Origin of the sequence: Pantoea sp. 22096 (assembly GCF_052045955.1) — a bacterium.
GTDB lineage: Bacteria > Pseudomonadota > Gammaproteobacteria > Enterobacterales > Enterobacteriaceae > Pantoea > Pantoea alfalfae.
This window is the reverse complement of sequence record NZ_JBQEPW010000001.1, coordinates 1,665,678-1,680,681: the sequence shown is the minus strand read 5'-3', so window position 1 is coordinate 1,680,681 and position 15,004 is coordinate 1,665,678. Positions and strand designations below refer to the sequence as shown.

The 15,004-nt window shown below is 54.7% G+C and carries 13 protein-coding genes; 12 read left to right on the top strand and 1 reads right to left on the bottom strand.

The genetic code is table 11. The annotated features are described in order from the left end of the window. Positions 1 to 214: 214 nt before the first annotated feature. The 12 genes from serC (at position 215) to ACTJKZ_RS07820 (ending at position 14,223) form a co-directional block, all read left to right on the top strand. Positions 215 to 1,300, top strand: a complete 1,086-nt coding sequence (gene serC / locus ACTJKZ_RS07875; protein WP_161736096.1) for a 3-phosphoserine/phosphohydroxythreonine transaminase — start codon at positions 215 to 217, stop codon at positions 1,298 to 1,300. An 82-nt stretch (positions 1,301 to 1,382) separates the two neighbouring features. After that, complete coding sequence (aroA, locus tag ACTJKZ_RS07870; RefSeq protein ID WP_161736095.1) at positions 1,383 to 2,669, top strand: 3-phosphoshikimate 1-carboxyvinyltransferase; 1,287 nt, start codon at positions 1,383 to 1,385, stop codon at positions 2,667 to 2,669. A gap of 199 nt (positions 2,670 to 2,868) precedes the next feature. Then, complete coding sequence (cmk, locus tag ACTJKZ_RS07865; RefSeq protein ID WP_440829431.1) at positions 2,869 to 3,555, top strand: (d)CMP kinase; 687 nt, start codon at positions 2,869 to 2,871, stop codon at positions 3,553 to 3,555. Between the two features lie 108 nt (positions 3,556 to 3,663). After that, on the top strand, positions 3,664 to 5,337 hold the full coding sequence (rpsA, locus tag ACTJKZ_RS07860; RefSeq protein ID WP_003849352.1) for a 30S ribosomal protein S1: 1,674 nt from the start codon (positions 3,664 to 3,666) through the stop codon (positions 5,335 to 5,337). A gap of 82 nt (positions 5,338 to 5,419) precedes the next feature. After that, positions 5,420 to 5,704, top strand: coding sequence for an integration host factor subunit beta (gene ihfB, locus ACTJKZ_RS07855; RefSeq protein ID WP_003849360.1), 285 nt, complete (start codon positions 5,420 to 5,422; stop codon positions 5,702 to 5,704). 204 nt (positions 5,705 to 5,908) lie between these two features. Next, positions 5,909 to 8,164: a DNA internalization-related competence protein ComEC/Rec2 gene (locus tag ACTJKZ_RS07850; protein WP_285085971.1), complete on the top strand. Its 2,256-nt coding sequence runs from the start codon at positions 5,909 to 5,911 to the stop codon at positions 8,162 to 8,164. 34 nt (positions 8,165 to 8,198) lie between these two features. Beyond that, a complete protein-coding gene (msbA, locus tag ACTJKZ_RS07845) occupies positions 8,199 to 9,947 on the top strand; it encodes a lipid A ABC transporter ATP-binding protein/permease MsbA (protein WP_285085969.1) in 1,749 nt (582 codons plus the stop codon). Then, entirely contained in the window at positions 9,944 to 10,930 is a 987-nt protein-coding gene (gene lpxK, locus ACTJKZ_RS07840; RefSeq protein ID WP_161736093.1) for a tetraacyldisaccharide 4'-kinase, read from the top strand. The genes msbA and lpxK overlap by 4 nt, the downstream gene beginning before the upstream one ends. Before the next feature lie 39 nt (positions 10,931 to 10,969). Further along, positions 10,970 to 12,184: a winged helix-turn-helix domain-containing protein gene (locus ACTJKZ_RS07835; RefSeq protein WP_222924266.1), complete on the top strand. Its 1,215-nt coding sequence runs from the start codon at positions 10,970 to 10,972 to the stop codon at positions 12,182 to 12,184. Between the two features lie 105 nt (positions 12,185 to 12,289). Continuing rightward, the gene (locus ACTJKZ_RS07830; protein WP_003849374.1) at positions 12,290 to 12,472 is read left to right on the top strand and encodes a Trm112 family protein; all 183 of its coding nucleotides are present in this window, start codon (positions 12,290 to 12,292) and stop codon (positions 12,470 to 12,472) included. Further along, a complete protein-coding gene (gene kdsB / locus ACTJKZ_RS07825) occupies positions 12,469 to 13,218 on the top strand; it encodes a 3-deoxy-manno-octulosonate cytidylyltransferase (RefSeq protein ID WP_161736091.1) in 750 nt (249 codons plus the stop codon). Before ACTJKZ_RS07830 ends, kdsB begins: the two co-directional genes overlap by 4 nt. A 111-nt stretch (positions 13,219 to 13,329) precedes the next feature. After that, positions 13,330 to 14,223: a phosphotransferase gene (locus ACTJKZ_RS07820; protein WP_285085963.1), complete on the top strand. Its 894-nt coding sequence runs from the start codon at positions 13,330 to 13,332 to the stop codon at positions 14,221 to 14,223. On the opposite strand, the gene elyC is transcribed toward ACTJKZ_RS07820, so the two are convergent. Next, entirely contained in the window at positions 14,203 to 14,988 is a 786-nt protein-coding gene (elyC, locus tag ACTJKZ_RS07815; protein WP_161736089.1) for an envelope biogenesis factor ElyC, read from the bottom strand. The two genes, ACTJKZ_RS07820 and elyC, sit on opposite strands and share 21 nt — an antisense overlap. Positions 14,989 to 15,004 lie beyond the last annotated feature (16 nt).

Below are 15,004 nucleotides of genomic sequence, written 5' to 3'. Positions count from 1 at the left end.
TTTTCATCACAGCGGCACTCTGGCCAAACGCAAATTGATGGCGCTGGATAAAGCCTCACAAAATTCCGTTGAGATTTACATTGGTAACATAACCTCCGGCGAGCCGGATTCAGAAAATGTGACCGCACCCTGATTTATGATTGCAGCTATCAGAATGCAGTGATAAAACCGGATGGTTATTCATAACCGTTCGATATGACAGTGGTGAGGGGAAATGACGCAAGTTTATAATTTTAGCTCTGGCCCGGCGATGCTACCGGTTGAAGTCCTTCGTCGTGCAGAACAGGAGCTGACGAACTGGCGCGGTCTGGGTACCTCTGTAATGGAGATCAGTCACCGCAGTAAAGAGTTTATTCAGGTGGCTGAGGAAGCGGAGCAGGACTTCCGTGATCTGCTAAAAATACCGGCTAATTACAAAGTTTTATTCTGTCATGGCGGCGCGCGTGCGCAGTTCGCTGCAGTACCGGGTAATCTGCTCGGGCAAGCGACCAGCGCCGACTATGTCGATGGCGGCTACTGGGCACACAGTGCAATTAAAGAAGCGGAAAAGTATTGTTCTCCGCGTACGCTGGATGTGAAAACCACTCGCGATGGTAAACGTGCCATTCTGCCGATGAGCGAATGGCAGGTGAGTGAATCGTCTGCTTATCTGCATTTCTGCCCGAATGAAACTATCGATGGCATCGCCATTGATGAACAGCCCGATTTCGGCAATAAAACTGTTGTCGCTGACTTCTCATCTACCATTTTGTCACGTCCGATCGATGTGAGCCGCTATGGCGTGATTTATGCGGGTGCGCAAAAAAATGTCGGTCCGGCCGGGTTAACGCTGGTTATCGTTCGCGACGATCTGCTGGGTCAGGCGCACGCCTCTGTACCTTCAATTCTTGATTACAAAGTGCTGGCCGATAATGATTCGATGTTTAATACCCCGCCAACATTTGCATGGTATCTCTCAGGCCTGGTGTTTAAATGGCTGAAAGAGAAGGGCGGTGTGGCCGAAATTGATCGTATCAATCAGGCAAAATCTGACCTGCTTTATGGCGTTATCGATCACAGTGGCTTCTACCGTAACGATGTGGCTAAAGAAAATCGCTCGCGCATGAATATTCCTTTCCAGCTGGCGGATGCGTCGCTCGATGCACTGTTCCTGGAAGAGTCATTTAAGGCAGGATTGCATGCGCTTAAAGGCCATCGTGTAGTAGGCGGTATGCGCGCCTCTATTTATAATGCGATGCCGCTGGAAGGTGTGAAGGCGCTGACCGATTTCATGGTCGACTTTGAACGCCGTCACGGCTGATTATTAAGATATCAGCGTTGATGCTGATGCCAGACCTCGTCATAGGGCGAGGTCTCTGTATTTTTTGAGGATTTCGTTTCACATGCAGGACTCCCTGACTCTCCAACCGATCGCGCGCGTCGATGGCACCGTAAATCTGCCCGGCTCAAAAAGCGTTTCCAATCGCGCATTGCTGCTGGCTGCGCTGGCTGAAGGTACCACCCGTCTCACCAACCTGCTCGACAGCGATGATGTTAAGCATATGCTGAATGCGCTGACCGCGCTGGGCGTAAGCTATACGCTCTCCAGCGATCGCACCGTGTGTGAAGTGACGGGAAATGCCGGGCCACTGCACTCCTCTCAACCGTTGTCGCTGTTTCTGGGCAATGCCGGAACCGCAATGCGTCCTCTGGCCGCTGCACTCTGTTTGGGCGAGCACGATATTGAGCTGACCGGCGAACCCCGCATGAAAGAGCGTCCAATCGGGCATCTGGTTGATGCACTTCGTCAGGGTGGAGCAAGTATTGAGTACCTGGAAAACGAAAACTATCCGCCGCTGCGTTTACGCGGTGGTTTCACCGGGGGGGAAGTCAGTGTAGATGGCAGCGTCTCCAGTCAGTTCCTGACAGCACTGCTGATGACCGCGCCGCTGGCACAGCAGGATACCTGCATCACTATCAAAGGCGATTTGGTTTCCAAACCTTATATTGATATCACACTCAATCTGATGCAGTGCTTTGGCGTCGGGGTTGAGAATCAGAACTATCAACGCTTTCTGATTAAGGGACAGCAACAGTATCAGTCACCGGGCGATTACCTGGTTGAAGGCGATGCCTCTTCCGCCTCCTATTTCCTGGCTGCCGGCGCAATAAAAGGTGGCACGGTTCGCGTCACCGGTATCGGACGCCAGAGTGTGCAGGGCGATATCCGTTTCGCTGATGTGCTGGAAAGGATGGGTGCGGTGATTGAGTGGGGTGATGATTTCATTGCCTGCACGGCCGGAAAACTGCAGGCCATTGATATGGACATGAACCATATCCCGGATGCTGCCATGACCATCGCGACCACCGCGCTGTTTGCCGACGGCACGACCCAGTTACGTAATATTTATAACTGGCGGGTAAAAGAGACTGATCGACTGAGCGCAATGGCTACAGAGCTGCGTAAAGTGGGGGCGGAAGTTGAAGAGGGTCATGACTATATCCGTATTACACCGCCAGCATCGCTGATTCATGCTGATATTGGTACCTACAACGATCACCGCATGGCAATGTGTTTTTCGCTGGTTGCCCTTTCCGATACACCAGTAACTATTCTCGATCCTGGCTGTACAGCGAAAACCTTCCCGGACTATTTTGTTCAGCTGGCTAAAATCAGCCAGCACGCCTGATATCGCCTTTCCGGTGCGGTTCCGCACCGGGTCTCCCCCTGATTTAATCTGGCTGTAACCTGACCGATATCCTCTGAATTGACTAACGTTTCGAACCCGGTCAGTGCGAAAGGGTAACCAAGCCTTGCTATGCAGCGTATAATGCTAAGCATTAAGGGTGACCTGAAGGTCATAATGCACGCAGCAACAGGAGGGAATAATGACAGTAACTGCCCCGGTCATAACTATTGATGGGCCAAGTGGAGCGGGAAAGGGAACCCTGTGCAAAGCGATGGCAGAATCGCTGCAGTGGCATCTGCTGGACTCCGGTGCTATTTATCGCGTGCTGGCGTTAGCGGCATTGCATCATCAAGTGGACATTGAATCTGAAGAAGCGCTGGTGCCGATTGCTGCACATCTTGATGTGCGCTTTTTGTCACAAAATGGTGAAATGCAGGTCATACTTGAAGGTGAAGATGTTACCGGTGAAATCCGCACTCAGGAGGTCAGCAACACCGCCTCACGTGTCGCTGCCTTTCCGCGGGTGCGCGAAGCGTTATTGCGCCGTCAGCGCGGTTTCCGTGAGATGCCGGGCCTGATCGCTGATGGCCGCGATATGGGCACCGTGGTTTTCCCGGATGCGCCAGTAAAGATTTTCCTTGATGCCAGCCCGGAAGAGCGTGCTCAGCGACGTATGCTACAGTTGCAGGGAAATGGCTTTAATGTTAACTTTGACCGCCTTTTAGCCGAGATAAAAGAACGCGACGACCGCGATCGTAACCGCGCAATTGCGCCTTTAGTCGCTGCTGCCGATGCACTGGTTCTGGACTCTACAGAGATGTCTATCGACCAGGTCATTGAAAAAGCGCTACACTATGCCCGCAAGAAGCTGGGCATTCCGGCTTAACTGAATTTATCACCCTGTACCACGGATCCGGTGCCGGGCATGTGAAACAACCCCATCCGACATGAAGTCAGATGGACGTTAAATTGAAGAATCCTGAAGATTATCAATATGACTGAATCTTTTGCTCAACTATTTGAAGAATCCTTAAAAACAATCGAAACCCGCCCGGGTTCTATCGTTCGTGGCATCGTCGTTTCTATCGACAAAGATGTCGTTCTGGTTGATGCGGGTCTGAAATCTGAATCTGCAATTCCTGCAGAGCAGTTCAAGAACGCAGCCGGCGAACTGGAAATCCAGGTAGGCGACGAAGTTGATGTTGCTCTGGATGCAGTGGAAGACGGCTTCGGTGAAACCCTGCTGTCCCGTGAGAAAGCTAAGCGCCATGAAGCATGGATCACGCTGGAAAAAGCTTACGAAGACGCTGAAACTGTTACCGGTGTTATCAACGGCAAAGTTAAAGGCGGCTTCACAGTTGAGCTCAACGGTATCCGTGCGTTCCTGCCAGGTTCACTGGTAGATGTGCGTCCGGTGCGCGATACGCTGCACCTGGAAGGCAAAGAGCTTGAGTTCAAAGTCATCAAGCTGGATCAGAAACGCAATAACGTCGTGGTTTCACGTCGTGCGGTTATCGAATCCGAAAACAGCGCAGAGCGCGATCAGCTGCTGGAAAACCTGCAGGAAGGCATGGAAGTTAAAGGTATCGTTAAGAACCTCACTGACTACGGTGCATTCGTTGATCTGGGCGGCGTTGATGGCCTGCTGCACATCACTGATATGGCATGGAAACGCGTTAAGCATCCAAGCGAAATCGTTAACGTTGGCGACGAAATCACCGTTAAGGTGCTGAAGTTCGACCGCGAGCGTACCCGTGTTTCTCTGGGTCTGAAGCAGCTGGGCGAAGATCCATGGGTTGCTATCGCTAAACGCTATCCGGAAGGCACTCGCCTGACCGGTCGTGTTACCAACCTGACTGATTATGGCTGCTTCGTGGAAATCGAAGAAGGCGTTGAAGGTCTGGTACACGTGTCTGAAATGGACTGGACCAACAAAAACATCCATCCGTCTAAAGTTGTTAACGTAGGCGATGTTGTTGAAGTTATGGTTCTGGACATTGACGAAGAGCGTCGTCGTATCTCCCTGGGTCTGAAACAGTGTAAATCTAACCCATGGCAGCTGTTCGCTGAGACGCACAACAAAGGCGATCGTGTTGAAGGTAAAATCAAGTCAATCACTGACTTCGGTATCTTCATCGGCCTGGACGGCGGCATCGACGGTCTGGTTCACCTGTCTGACATCTCCTGGAACGCGACCGGCGAAGAAGCCGTTCGTGAGTACAAAAAAGGCGATGAAATCGCTGCCGTTGTACTGCAGGTTGATGCAGAGCGCGAGCGTATCTCTCTGGGCGTTAAACAGCTGGCAGAAGATCCGTTCAACAACTACATCACTCTGAACAAGAAAGGTGCCATCGTCACCGGTAAAGTGACTGCAGTTGATGCTAAAGGTGCTACAGTTGAATTAGCAGACGGCGTTGAGGGTTACCTGCGCGCTTCTGAAGCTTCACTGGACCGCATTGAAGATGCAACTCTGGTTCTGAACGTTGGCGACGACGTTGAAGCTAAGTTCACCGGCGTTGATCGTAAAAACCGTGTCGTAAGCCTGTCTGTCCGTGCGAAAGACCAGGCTGATGAGAAAGAAGCTATCAATACTGTTAACACCAAACAGGAAGAAGGCAATTTCTCTAGCGCTATGGCTGAAGCGTTCAAAGCGGCTAAAGGCGAGTAATCGACCTGAAGCACCGGGTGGGCAACCACCCGGTTTCGGTAAAAGCTGTCATACATTCCTACAGGGATAAACCGGAGGTTACATGACCAAGTCAGAACTGATCGAAAGACTGGCGGGACAGCATACTCACATACCGGCGAAAGTCGTTGAGGATGCAGTAAAAGAGATGCTTGAGCATATGGCCACTACGCTGGCACAAGGCGAACGCATCGAAATCCGGGGATTCGGCAGCTTTTCTTTGCACTATCGCGCTCCGCGTACTGGACGTAACCCGAAAACGGGTGACAAAGTGGATCTGGAAGGTAAATACGTTCCCCACTTTAAGCCAGGCAAAGAACTGCGCGATCGCGCAAATATCTACGGCTAAGCCGATACCGAACCAGATAAACGACATCTCCGGATGTCGTTTTTTTTTGCCTGCTATCCAGGTTGAGACCTGACATCCAGATTACGGTCATCCACACTGCAATGCCGCGCTCTCCTTGCGAAACGGCTCCAGCCTCACTCATTGTCCACTGTTAATTTCTCCCCAATTGCCCAGAATAATCGAACTGAATCAATGGATATGATTATGCTGACATGGACCATTCTGGCGCGACTGGCGATCGTTGCAACGTTACCGCTACTGCTGATGGCGCGGCTGCCTTCCGGTGAGGTGATGTGGGGCTTCCTCCTCACAGGACTGGCTCTGCTGCATTGCCCTTACCAACCTGTCCGTCTGGCCGGTCTTACTCTGCTGTTTCTGGCATGGGCCTGTAACGACGCCCGTCTGATGGTGCGGGATATCGAAAAGTTCTCGGCGCGTCCTGCCACCTACACCCTTCAGATCAGTGAACTGCGAAAAGAGCGGAAGCAAATCCGGGTTCGTCTGCTTGAAGAACAGGGCAGGATGATATTTCCGCCTCGCTTTGCCTGGCTCTTTTTCGATACTGATCCAGAGATTTACTGTCCGGGCCAGCGCTGGACCATGCACCTCCGTCTGCGACCGGTCCATGCCCGCCTTAATGAAGGCGACTTTGATGCACAGCGTTTTGCACTCGCGAATAATACGCCGCTTCAGGGGCGGATCCTTAAACAGGATGCTATCAGCGATCGCTGTGATGGCCGCTGGCGATTTATTGTAGGGCACCGTGACAGGACCCGTGAAATGCCTTCGCGTGGCACGCTGGAGGCGCTGGCATTTGGTATCCGGGAAGAAATGAGCCCACAGACGCGCCAGCTACTGCGTGATACCGGCACGGCGCACCTGATGGCGATATCGGGCATGCATATTGCCCTGGCAGCCAGCACTGGCTGGGTGCTTGCGCGAGGCGTGCAGTTTATATTGCCAGCCCGCTTTATCGGCTATCTTTTTCCCCTCATCGTGAGCTGGCTGTTTGCAGCAATCTATACCTGGCTTTCAGGGGCGCAGCCTCCTGCAGCCCGTTCTCTGCTCGCCCTGACGCTATGGACGATAACACGGCTTGCGGGTGTTCAGCTGAACAGCTGGCAGATCTGGACGTTCTGTATTGCGTTGCTGCTGGTGATGGATCCACTGACCGTGCTGTCTGACAGCTTCTGGCTTTCGGTACTGGCTGTCGGCATGTTGCTGGTCTGGTATCACTGGTTCCCGCTGCCTGCAAAGTTCCGCCATCAATGGCGCTGGATTCCGGTACAGCTACTGCATTTGCAGGCGGGCATGATGATTTTAATGGTGCCGTTGCAGGTGGCGATTTTCAACGGCATCAGCCTGACTGCGCTGGTGGCGAATGTTGTCGCGATTCCGGTCGTCTCGTTTATTACCATGCCTCTGGTGACGCTCGCCCTGCTGCTACCGGTGGCGCATTTATCTGGCTTCTTCTGGGGAGCGGCCGATCTCTCTTTACGCGCACTGTTTCATTGCCTGACGTTGCTGCCACCAGGCTGGTGGCCGCTGAGTGGCACAACCTGGTTTACGGTCATGGTATGGGGTGGCCTGATTCTCTGGCGTGCGCAGCTCTTCTTCTCTCTGCCACTAAGCAGCTGCGCGTTAGCGCTGGCGATGATACTGAGTCGCCAGCCAAATCAGGAGCAGGGCTGGCGCATCGATATGCTGGATATCGGGCACGGTCTGAGTCTGGTGATCAGCCAGGGCGACGAGGCCGTAATGTATGACACCGGCCCGCGCTGGCAGAACGATAATGCGGGGAGTCGGGTGATCATTCCGTGGCTGGAGCGCAGGCAGTTACGGTTAAAACAGGTCATCCTGAGTCATAAACATCTGGATCATACTGGCGGGCTGGAGGCGATTACGCAACGCTGGCCAGCGGTTGACGTCAGAAGTGCGCTGGCTGATGAGGCACACTTACCCTGCGTACGGGGCACGCAGTGGCGCTGGCGTCAGCTCCACTTTCGGGTGGTCTGGCCGCTGACGGCCCCCCTGCCGGGCGGAAATAATGACTCCTGTGTGGTGATCGTCGATGATGGTCAGGTTCGTCTGATGTTAACCGGTGACATTGAAGCGAAAGCGGAACGCCAACTGGTGGCGCTGGAGAAGCAGGGGCTGAAGGTCGATATTCTGCAGGTCCCGCACCACGGCAGCCGTACTTCGTCGACCTCATTGCTGCTGCGTAAAGCCGCAGGCCACACCGCTATCGCCTCGCTGGCACGCTACAATGCATGGCGTATGCCCGCGAAAAATGTGCTGGAAAACTATCGAACGGCCGGTTTTCAGTGGCTGGATACGGGCCAGTCAGGACAAATCAGTATCAGGATAGCGCAGGGCAGAGCGCAGGTTTCGACCTTGCGGGATCAATTAATGCCCCGTTGGTATCATCAGTGGTTTGGCGTCAAACGCGAATCCAGGTAGAATGGCCGGCTATTTCCAACAGCGTGAATAAATAATGCATCAAGATAAAGATCTCTCTACGTGGCAGACGTTTCGCCGACTCTGGCCGATGATCGCGCCTAATAAAGCGGGATTAATTGCGGCCTCAGTCGCCCTGATTATTAATGCTGCGGGCGACGCCTTAATGCTCTCACTGTTGAAACCGTTACTGGATGATGGTTTTGGTAAAGCTGACAGATCGGTGATGCTGTGGCTGCCGTTAGTGGTTATTGGCCTGATGCTGGTACGCGGAGTCACCAGTTATGTCTCCAGCTACTGCATCTCCTGGGTCTCTGGCAACGTCGTGATGAACATCCGCCGTCGTCTGTTCAGCCATATGATGGGCATGCCGGTTTCGTTTTTCGACCAGCAGTCAACCGGCACCCTGTTGTCACGCATTACTTACGATTCTGAGCAGGTCGCCTCCTCTTCTTCGGGCGCGCTGGTCACCGTAGTGCGTGAAGGGGCTTCCATTATTGGCCTGTTTATCATGATGTTCTACTACAGCTGGCAACTGTCGCTGATCCTGATTGTACTGGCACCTATCGTCTCCTTTGCTATCCGCACCGTCTCTAAGCGCTTCCGCACCATCAGCAAAAGTATGCAGAACACTATGGGGCAGGTGACAACCAGCGCCGAGCAGATGCTGAAAGGGCACAAAGAAGTGCTGATTTTTGGCGGACAGGACATTGAATCGGAGCGCTTTTCCCGCGTCAGTAACCGGATGCGTCAGCAGGGAATGAAACTCGTTTCAGCCTCCTCCATTTCCGATCCGATTATTCAGCTGATCGCGTCGCTGGCACTGGCTTTTGTGCTCTATGCTGCCAGCTTCCCCAGCGTCATGGATACCCTGACAGCCGGTACCATCACCGTGGTTTTCTCCTCGATGATTGCCCTGATGCGCCCGCTTAAGTCTCTGACCAACGTCAACGCCCAGTTCCAGCGTGGGATGGCGGCCTGTCAGACACTGTTCTCTATTCTGGATAGTGAGCAGGAAGTGGATAACGGTACGCGCGAAATCACCCGTGCTAAAGGGGATATTGAATTCCGTGATGTGACCTTTACCTACCCTGGTCGTGAAATTCCGGCCCTGCGCAATATCAATCTGTCGCTGCCGGCAGGAAAAACGGTGGCGCTGGTGGGCCGTTCCGGTTCCGGTAAGTCTACGATGGCGAGTCTGCTGACCCGCTTTTATGACATCCAGCAGGGCGAAATCCTGCTGGACGGTCATGATCTGCGTGAGTACAGCCTGCGCTCATTGCGTAATCAGGTGGCGCTGGTGTCACAGAATGTGCACCTCTTCAACGACACGATTGCCAATAACATCGCGTATGCCCGCAGTGAGCAATACAGTCGTGAAGAGATCGAGCAGGCGGCCACCATGGCGCATGCCATGGACTTTATCAATAAAATGGATAAGGGTTTGGATACGATGATTGGCGAGAATGGCGTGCTGTTATCTGGCGGTCAGCGTCAGCGTATCGCCATTGCCCGTGCGTTGCTGCGTGATTGTCCGATCCTGATCCTCGATGAAGCGACCTCTGCACTGGATACCGAGTCAGAACGCGCGATTCAGTCTGCACTGGATGAGTTGCAGAAGAACCGTACCTCGCTGGTAATTGCGCACCGCCTTTCTACCATTGAGAAAGCGGATGAAATCGTGGTGATCGAAGATGGTCAGATTGTTGAACGCGGAACGCATCAGGTGCTGTTAGCAGAACGCGGCGCCTATGCACAGCTGCATAAAATGCAGTTCGGCCAATGATTGAACGTATCTGGAGTGGTCGCTCACCGCTATGGCTACTGCTATGGCCATTCAGCCTGCTGTATGGCGCGATCACGGCCCTGATACGCTTCAGTTACAGGCGCGGCTGGCGTAAAAGCTGGCGTGCGCCTCTGCCGGTCGTGGTGGTGGGTAACCTGACTGCCGGCGGGAATGGAAAGACGCCGGTGGTCATCTGGCTGGTCGAGGCGTTACAGCAACGTGGCCTGCGCGCTGGCGTCGTCTCCAGAGGGTATGGCGGCAAGGCGGACCACTATCCTTTGCTGGTCACGGCGCAGACCCCCACGCAACAGGCCGGTGATGAACCGGTACTGATCGCCCAGCGCACCGGAGCGCCGGTTGCGGTTGCTCCCAAAAGGCGACAGGCGATTGAAGCGTTACTGAAGCAGGGGCCGCTGGATGTGATCATCACGGATGATGGCCTGCAACATTACGCCCTGCAGCGCGATCGCGAAATCGTGGTGGTTGATGGGGTCCGTCGCTTTGGTAATGGCTGGTGGTTGCCTGCCGGTCCGATGCGTGAACGTGCCGATCGTCTGCGGCAGGTGGATGCCGTCATCATTAATGGCGGTAAGGCCCTGGGTGACGAGATTGCGATGCAACTTCAGCCCGGACTCGCCACCAATCTGCTGACCGGGGAAACCCGCGCACCTGAGCAACTGGGCGCAGTGGTTGCCATGGCCGGTATTGGTCATCCTCCGCGCTTTTTCACCACGCTGAAACAGCAGGGTATTACGCCGGTTGCAGAGATCGCCTTTGCCGATCATCACGCCTACAGTGAAGATGAGCTGACACGATTATTACAGCCGGGTCAGCAGCTATTAATGACTGAAAAGGACGCAGTGAAATGCCGTCACTTTGCGCAGCCTGACTGGTGGTATCTGCCGGTGGACGCCCATTTAACCGGTAAAGCCGTAACGCCGTTACTGGACGATATTGAACAACGCTGCCGTCGCCGGCTCTGATAGCCGCACCCATTCAGGTGAAGCCTGATAAGGAAGAGGATGAACACCCCGCATTCACTTTCGTTACAGCAAGCACGTCATCTTCATCTCGCCGCGCAGGGCCTGCTGCGCCCTCCGGCAAAACGCGCGGTTTATCAGGATCTGATTAGCTGCATCTCCCGCATGTCACTGCTGCAAATTGATACCATTCATGTGGTGGCACGCAGTCCTTATCTGGTGCTGTTCAGTCGCCTGGGGAACTATCCTCAGGCATGGCTGGAACAGGCGCTGGCCCAGGGCGAACTCTTCGAGTACTGGGCGCACGAAGCCTGCTTTATTCCCCGCGCCGATTACAGACTGCTTCGTCATCGCATGCTCTCTCCTGAACGTCTGGGCTGGAAATACAATGCGCAATGGGTTGCTGACCACCAGCAGGCGATTACCGAATTACTGCAGCTGATTCAGCAAAACGGCCCGGTGCGCGCCGCCGATTTCACCCATGCCGATAACCCGAAGTCGGGCTGGTGGGCATGGAAACCACACAAACGCCATCTGGAAAATCTGTTTAGCGCCGGTGAGCTGATGGTCGCGGAACGCCGTAACTTTCAGCGTGTCTATGATCTGCGCAGCCGCGTCATGCCCGACTGGCAGGATGCGGTGCATGGCATCAGCGAAGCCGAGGCCACCCGACAGATGCTGATGAACAGCGCCCGTAGCTTAGGGATTTTCCGCGCGGCCTGGCTGCCGGACTACTATCGCCTTAAACGAGCACCCCTGAACGACTTTATCGCTGATGCCCAGGCCGCGGGCGATCTGGTCGCCGTCGATACAGAGGGGCTGGGTGAGATGTGGCTGCATCGTGACTACCTGCCATTACTGGAGACACCGCTGCAGGCGACGCACAGCGCGCTGCTGTCCCCGTTTGATCCGGTAGTCTGGGATCGCAAGCGTGCGCGGGAGCTGTTCAGTTTTGACTATCGTATCGAGTGTTACACCCCCGAGGAGAAGCGTAAATTTGGCTATTTCGTTTTGCCCATCCTTCATCGTGGTCAGATAAAAGGACGGCTCGATGCCCGTATGCTGCGTCAGGCAAAACAGCTGGAGATTAAAAAACTCTGGCTGGAAGAGACGACCCGCATCACGGCGCGCTTTGTGGTGGATATCCGGCGTGCAATTGAGCGCTTCGCGGTCTGGCAGGGAGCAGAAAGCGTCGCTATTCTGCAGGCACCCGATGCACTCAACGATCACTGGCCAGCCCAGTGGCGGCTGGATTAATCAATTTTGCGGCAGCCGCTGCGGGAAGGCGTTTTACCCCATCCCGCCTGCGCTGCGCTATGGTATGCTTGATGCCTTAAGCATTCGGTTCCTGATGGAGGACATATGGATCATCGTTTACTCGAAATCGTTGCCTGCCCGGTGTGCAATGGCAAACTTTACTTCAACAATGCTCAGCAGGAGCTGATCTGCAAGCCTGATGGCCTGGCCTTCCCGGTTCGGGATGGTATTCCGGTGCTGCTGGAAACCGAAGCCCGTACTCTGTCAGTTGAAGAGATTCATCCATGAGTTTCACTGCCATCATTCCTGCGCGCTATGCGTCAACCCGGTTACCCGGCAAGCCGCTGCTCGATATTCACGGTAAACCGATGGTGGTGCATGTGATGGAACGCGCCCGTGAATCGGGTGCCAGTCGGGTCATTGTTGCTACCGATCATCCTGACGTCGCCAGAGCAGTGGAGGCGGCAGGCGGTGAAGTCTGCATGACCCGCGTCGATCACCAGTCCGGCACGGAGCGGCTGGCGGAAGTGATCGAAAAATATCAGTTTGCAGATGACGAAATCATCGTCAATGTGCAGGGTGATGAGCCGATGATCCCGGCAGAGATTGTGCGCCAGGTGGCGACCAATCTGGCGGGCTCAGCGGCCGGGATGGCAACGCTGGCGGTGCCAATAACCGATGTGGAAGAAGCCTTTAATCCGAACGCGGTGAAGGTGGTCATGGATGCGAATGGCTATGCGCTCTATTTCTCACGGGCCACCATTCCCTGGGATCGGGAACGCTATGCTGCCTCACGCGAGCAGATTGGCGATACGCTACTTCGTCACATTGGTATCTATGCCTACCGTGCCGGTTTTATTCGCCGCTATGTTGCCTGGGCACCTTGTCCTCTTGAACAGATTGAGCTGCTCGAGCAACTGCGTGTTTTATGGTACGGCGAAAAAATTCATGTCGCCGTAGCAAAAACCATTCCCAGCGTGGGTGTGGATACGCCAGATGATTTGCAACGCGTCCGCAATGCCATGCAGGCCTGATATACGGGGAGTCAGTCTCCCCGTTTCAGCGCAACGTTATTGATCCGCCGCTAAACTTATCGCCAGTACTTCCTTCAGGATATTATGATACTCATCTGAGGAGGATGCCGCATGGAACAGCTTAAATCAGAACTCACGCTGGCGCTGGGTGAAAGCATCAGCCGCCTCGAATTAATCAGTGAACATCCGCCCACCCGACTCTATGCCCTGTACGATAGGCAGGGGCACCCCATGCCGATGGTGGCAAAATATTTTCGTCATCAGGGGCGGGCAGCGCTGGAAGCCAGAAAGCTGGCATTACTGGGGCAGGCCGGATTGATCCCTGTGCCAGCGGTCTATGGTCTGGTGCTGAGCCAGCAGCCGCCGGTGCATGAAACGCTTCTGATGGCGAGACTGAATGGCGTGACGGCGGAGGCGCCTGCGCGGGATGCTCAGCGATGGCAACAGTTTTGCGAGCAGGCAGTCGAGGGTCTGCTGGCCTGGCACCGGCTCGACAGCCACGGTCTGGTCGGAACGGTAGACAGCACGCAGCAGAATTGCTGGCCGGCCTGGTATGCACAACGGGTTGAGGTATTGTGGTCGACACTCAGCTATCTGCGCCCACCCGGCTTCACGCTGGAAGATCGCCAGATTCTGTTCCGCTGCCGGTCACGTCTGGCGCATCTTTTCCGCGACTTCGATGATCCCTGCGTGATGGTTCACGGCAACGTGCGGCTGCAGAGCATGCTGAAAAACAGCCGCAGTGACCAGTTAGTCGCGATGACACAGCCGGGCACGATTCTCTGGGCGCCCCGTGAATATGACCTGATCCATCTGGATACCTCACCTGCTGAGACAGCGCTGCTGCACGACTACCTGCAACGGGCACCCGTCTCTGAAGGCTTTGTCTGGCGCCGGTGGGTTTATCAGCTGTGGGACTGCATCGAACATCTCGTGCAGACCGGCACGTTCAACCGCCCGCGTTTTGACCATGCCCGTGCGCAACTACTTCCCTGGCTCGGCTGAGTCGGGTTTCTCACCTTTAAGCCGCTGCAGTAACGTGCCCAGCGTTTCATACACTGCCCGTTCGCTGTGGCTCAGCCAGATCGATGAAGGTATCGCGCGTTCCCAGCCATTCAGCGGCGAGGTAATCGCCAGCTGATTGGCAGGGGCAGCAATCGGCTTCAGACCGACCGCGTGGAAAAAGCGTATCGCCCGCGGCATATGATTCGCTGAGGTGACCAGCAGCAACGTGCGATCGCCTACTACCGTTTTGACCGCCTGCGCTTCATCCGCGGTATCACGAGGCTGGTCAAGAATCTGAATGTGTTCGCGCGGTACGCCCAGACTTTCTGCCACCTGAGCGGCTACCCAGGCGCTGCTCTTCGGATTGGTGCCACCGGCAGCGCCGGTAAAAATCAGGGTCGACTGCGGATTGCGTTGCCATTGACGAATACCTTCCGCCACGCGTGGCAGACTGTTATTCAGCAGGTTTGAGCTGGGTGCCCATGCCGGGTTGAAGGTATAGCCTCCGCCCAGCACCACAATGTAGTCCACCTTCTCTGCACCGTTCCAGGTCGGATAGCGGTTATCCAGCGGCAAAAGCAGCCGATCCGCCAGCGGTTGCAGGCTCAGCAGCAGCAATAACAGCCAGCTGACAGAGATCACGGTTTTGCCGCTTTTTTGCCAGTCAGTAAACCAAAGCAGTAAAATGCCCAGCGCCATCAGCAAAAGCAGAAACGGCAAGGGTAAAAGCAGCCCGCCAATCACTTTTTTCAGGGTAAATAACATCGAAAACGCGTCCTGT

Bases quoted from the DNA above. Each gene is read 5' to 3' on its own strand.
- serC (WP_161736096.1), top strand. From the start codon at position 215: ATGACGCAAGTTTATAATTTTAGCTCTGGCCCGGCGATGCTACCGGTT.
- aroA (WP_161736095.1), top strand. From the start codon at position 1,383: ATGCAGGACTCCCTGACTCTCCAACCGATCGCGCGCGTCGATGGCACC.
- cmk (WP_440829431.1), top strand. From the start codon at position 2,869: ATGACAGTAACTGCCCCGGTCATAACTATTGATGGGCCAAGTGGAGCG.
- rpsA (WP_003849352.1), top strand. From the start codon at position 3,664: ATGACTGAATCTTTTGCTCAACTATTTGAAGAATCCTTAAAAACAATC.
- ihfB (WP_003849360.1), top strand. From the start codon at position 5,420: ATGACCAAGTCAGAACTGATCGAAAGACTGGCGGGACAGCATACTCAC.
- ACTJKZ_RS07850 (WP_285085971.1), top strand. From the start codon at position 5,909: ATGCTGACATGGACCATTCTGGCGCGACTGGCGATCGTTGCAACGTTA.
- msbA (WP_285085969.1), top strand. From the start codon at position 8,199: ATGCATCAAGATAAAGATCTCTCTACGTGGCAGACGTTTCGCCGACTC.
- lpxK (WP_161736093.1), top strand. From the start codon at position 9,944: ATGATTGAACGTATCTGGAGTGGTCGCTCACCGCTATGGCTACTGCTA.
- ACTJKZ_RS07835 (WP_222924266.1), top strand. From the start codon at position 10,970: ATGAACACCCCGCATTCACTTTCGTTACAGCAAGCACGTCATCTTCAT.
- ACTJKZ_RS07830 (WP_003849374.1), top strand. From the start codon at position 12,290: ATGGATCATCGTTTACTCGAAATCGTTGCCTGCCCGGTGTGCAATGGC.
- kdsB (WP_161736091.1), top strand. From the start codon at position 12,469: ATGAGTTTCACTGCCATCATTCCTGCGCGCTATGCGTCAACCCGGTTA.
- ACTJKZ_RS07820 (WP_285085963.1), top strand. From the start codon at position 13,330: ATGGAACAGCTTAAATCAGAACTCACGCTGGCGCTGGGTGAAAGCATC.
- elyC (WP_161736089.1), bottom strand. From the start codon at position 14,988: ATGTTATTTACCCTGAAAAAAGTGATTGGCGGGCTGCTTTTACCCTTG.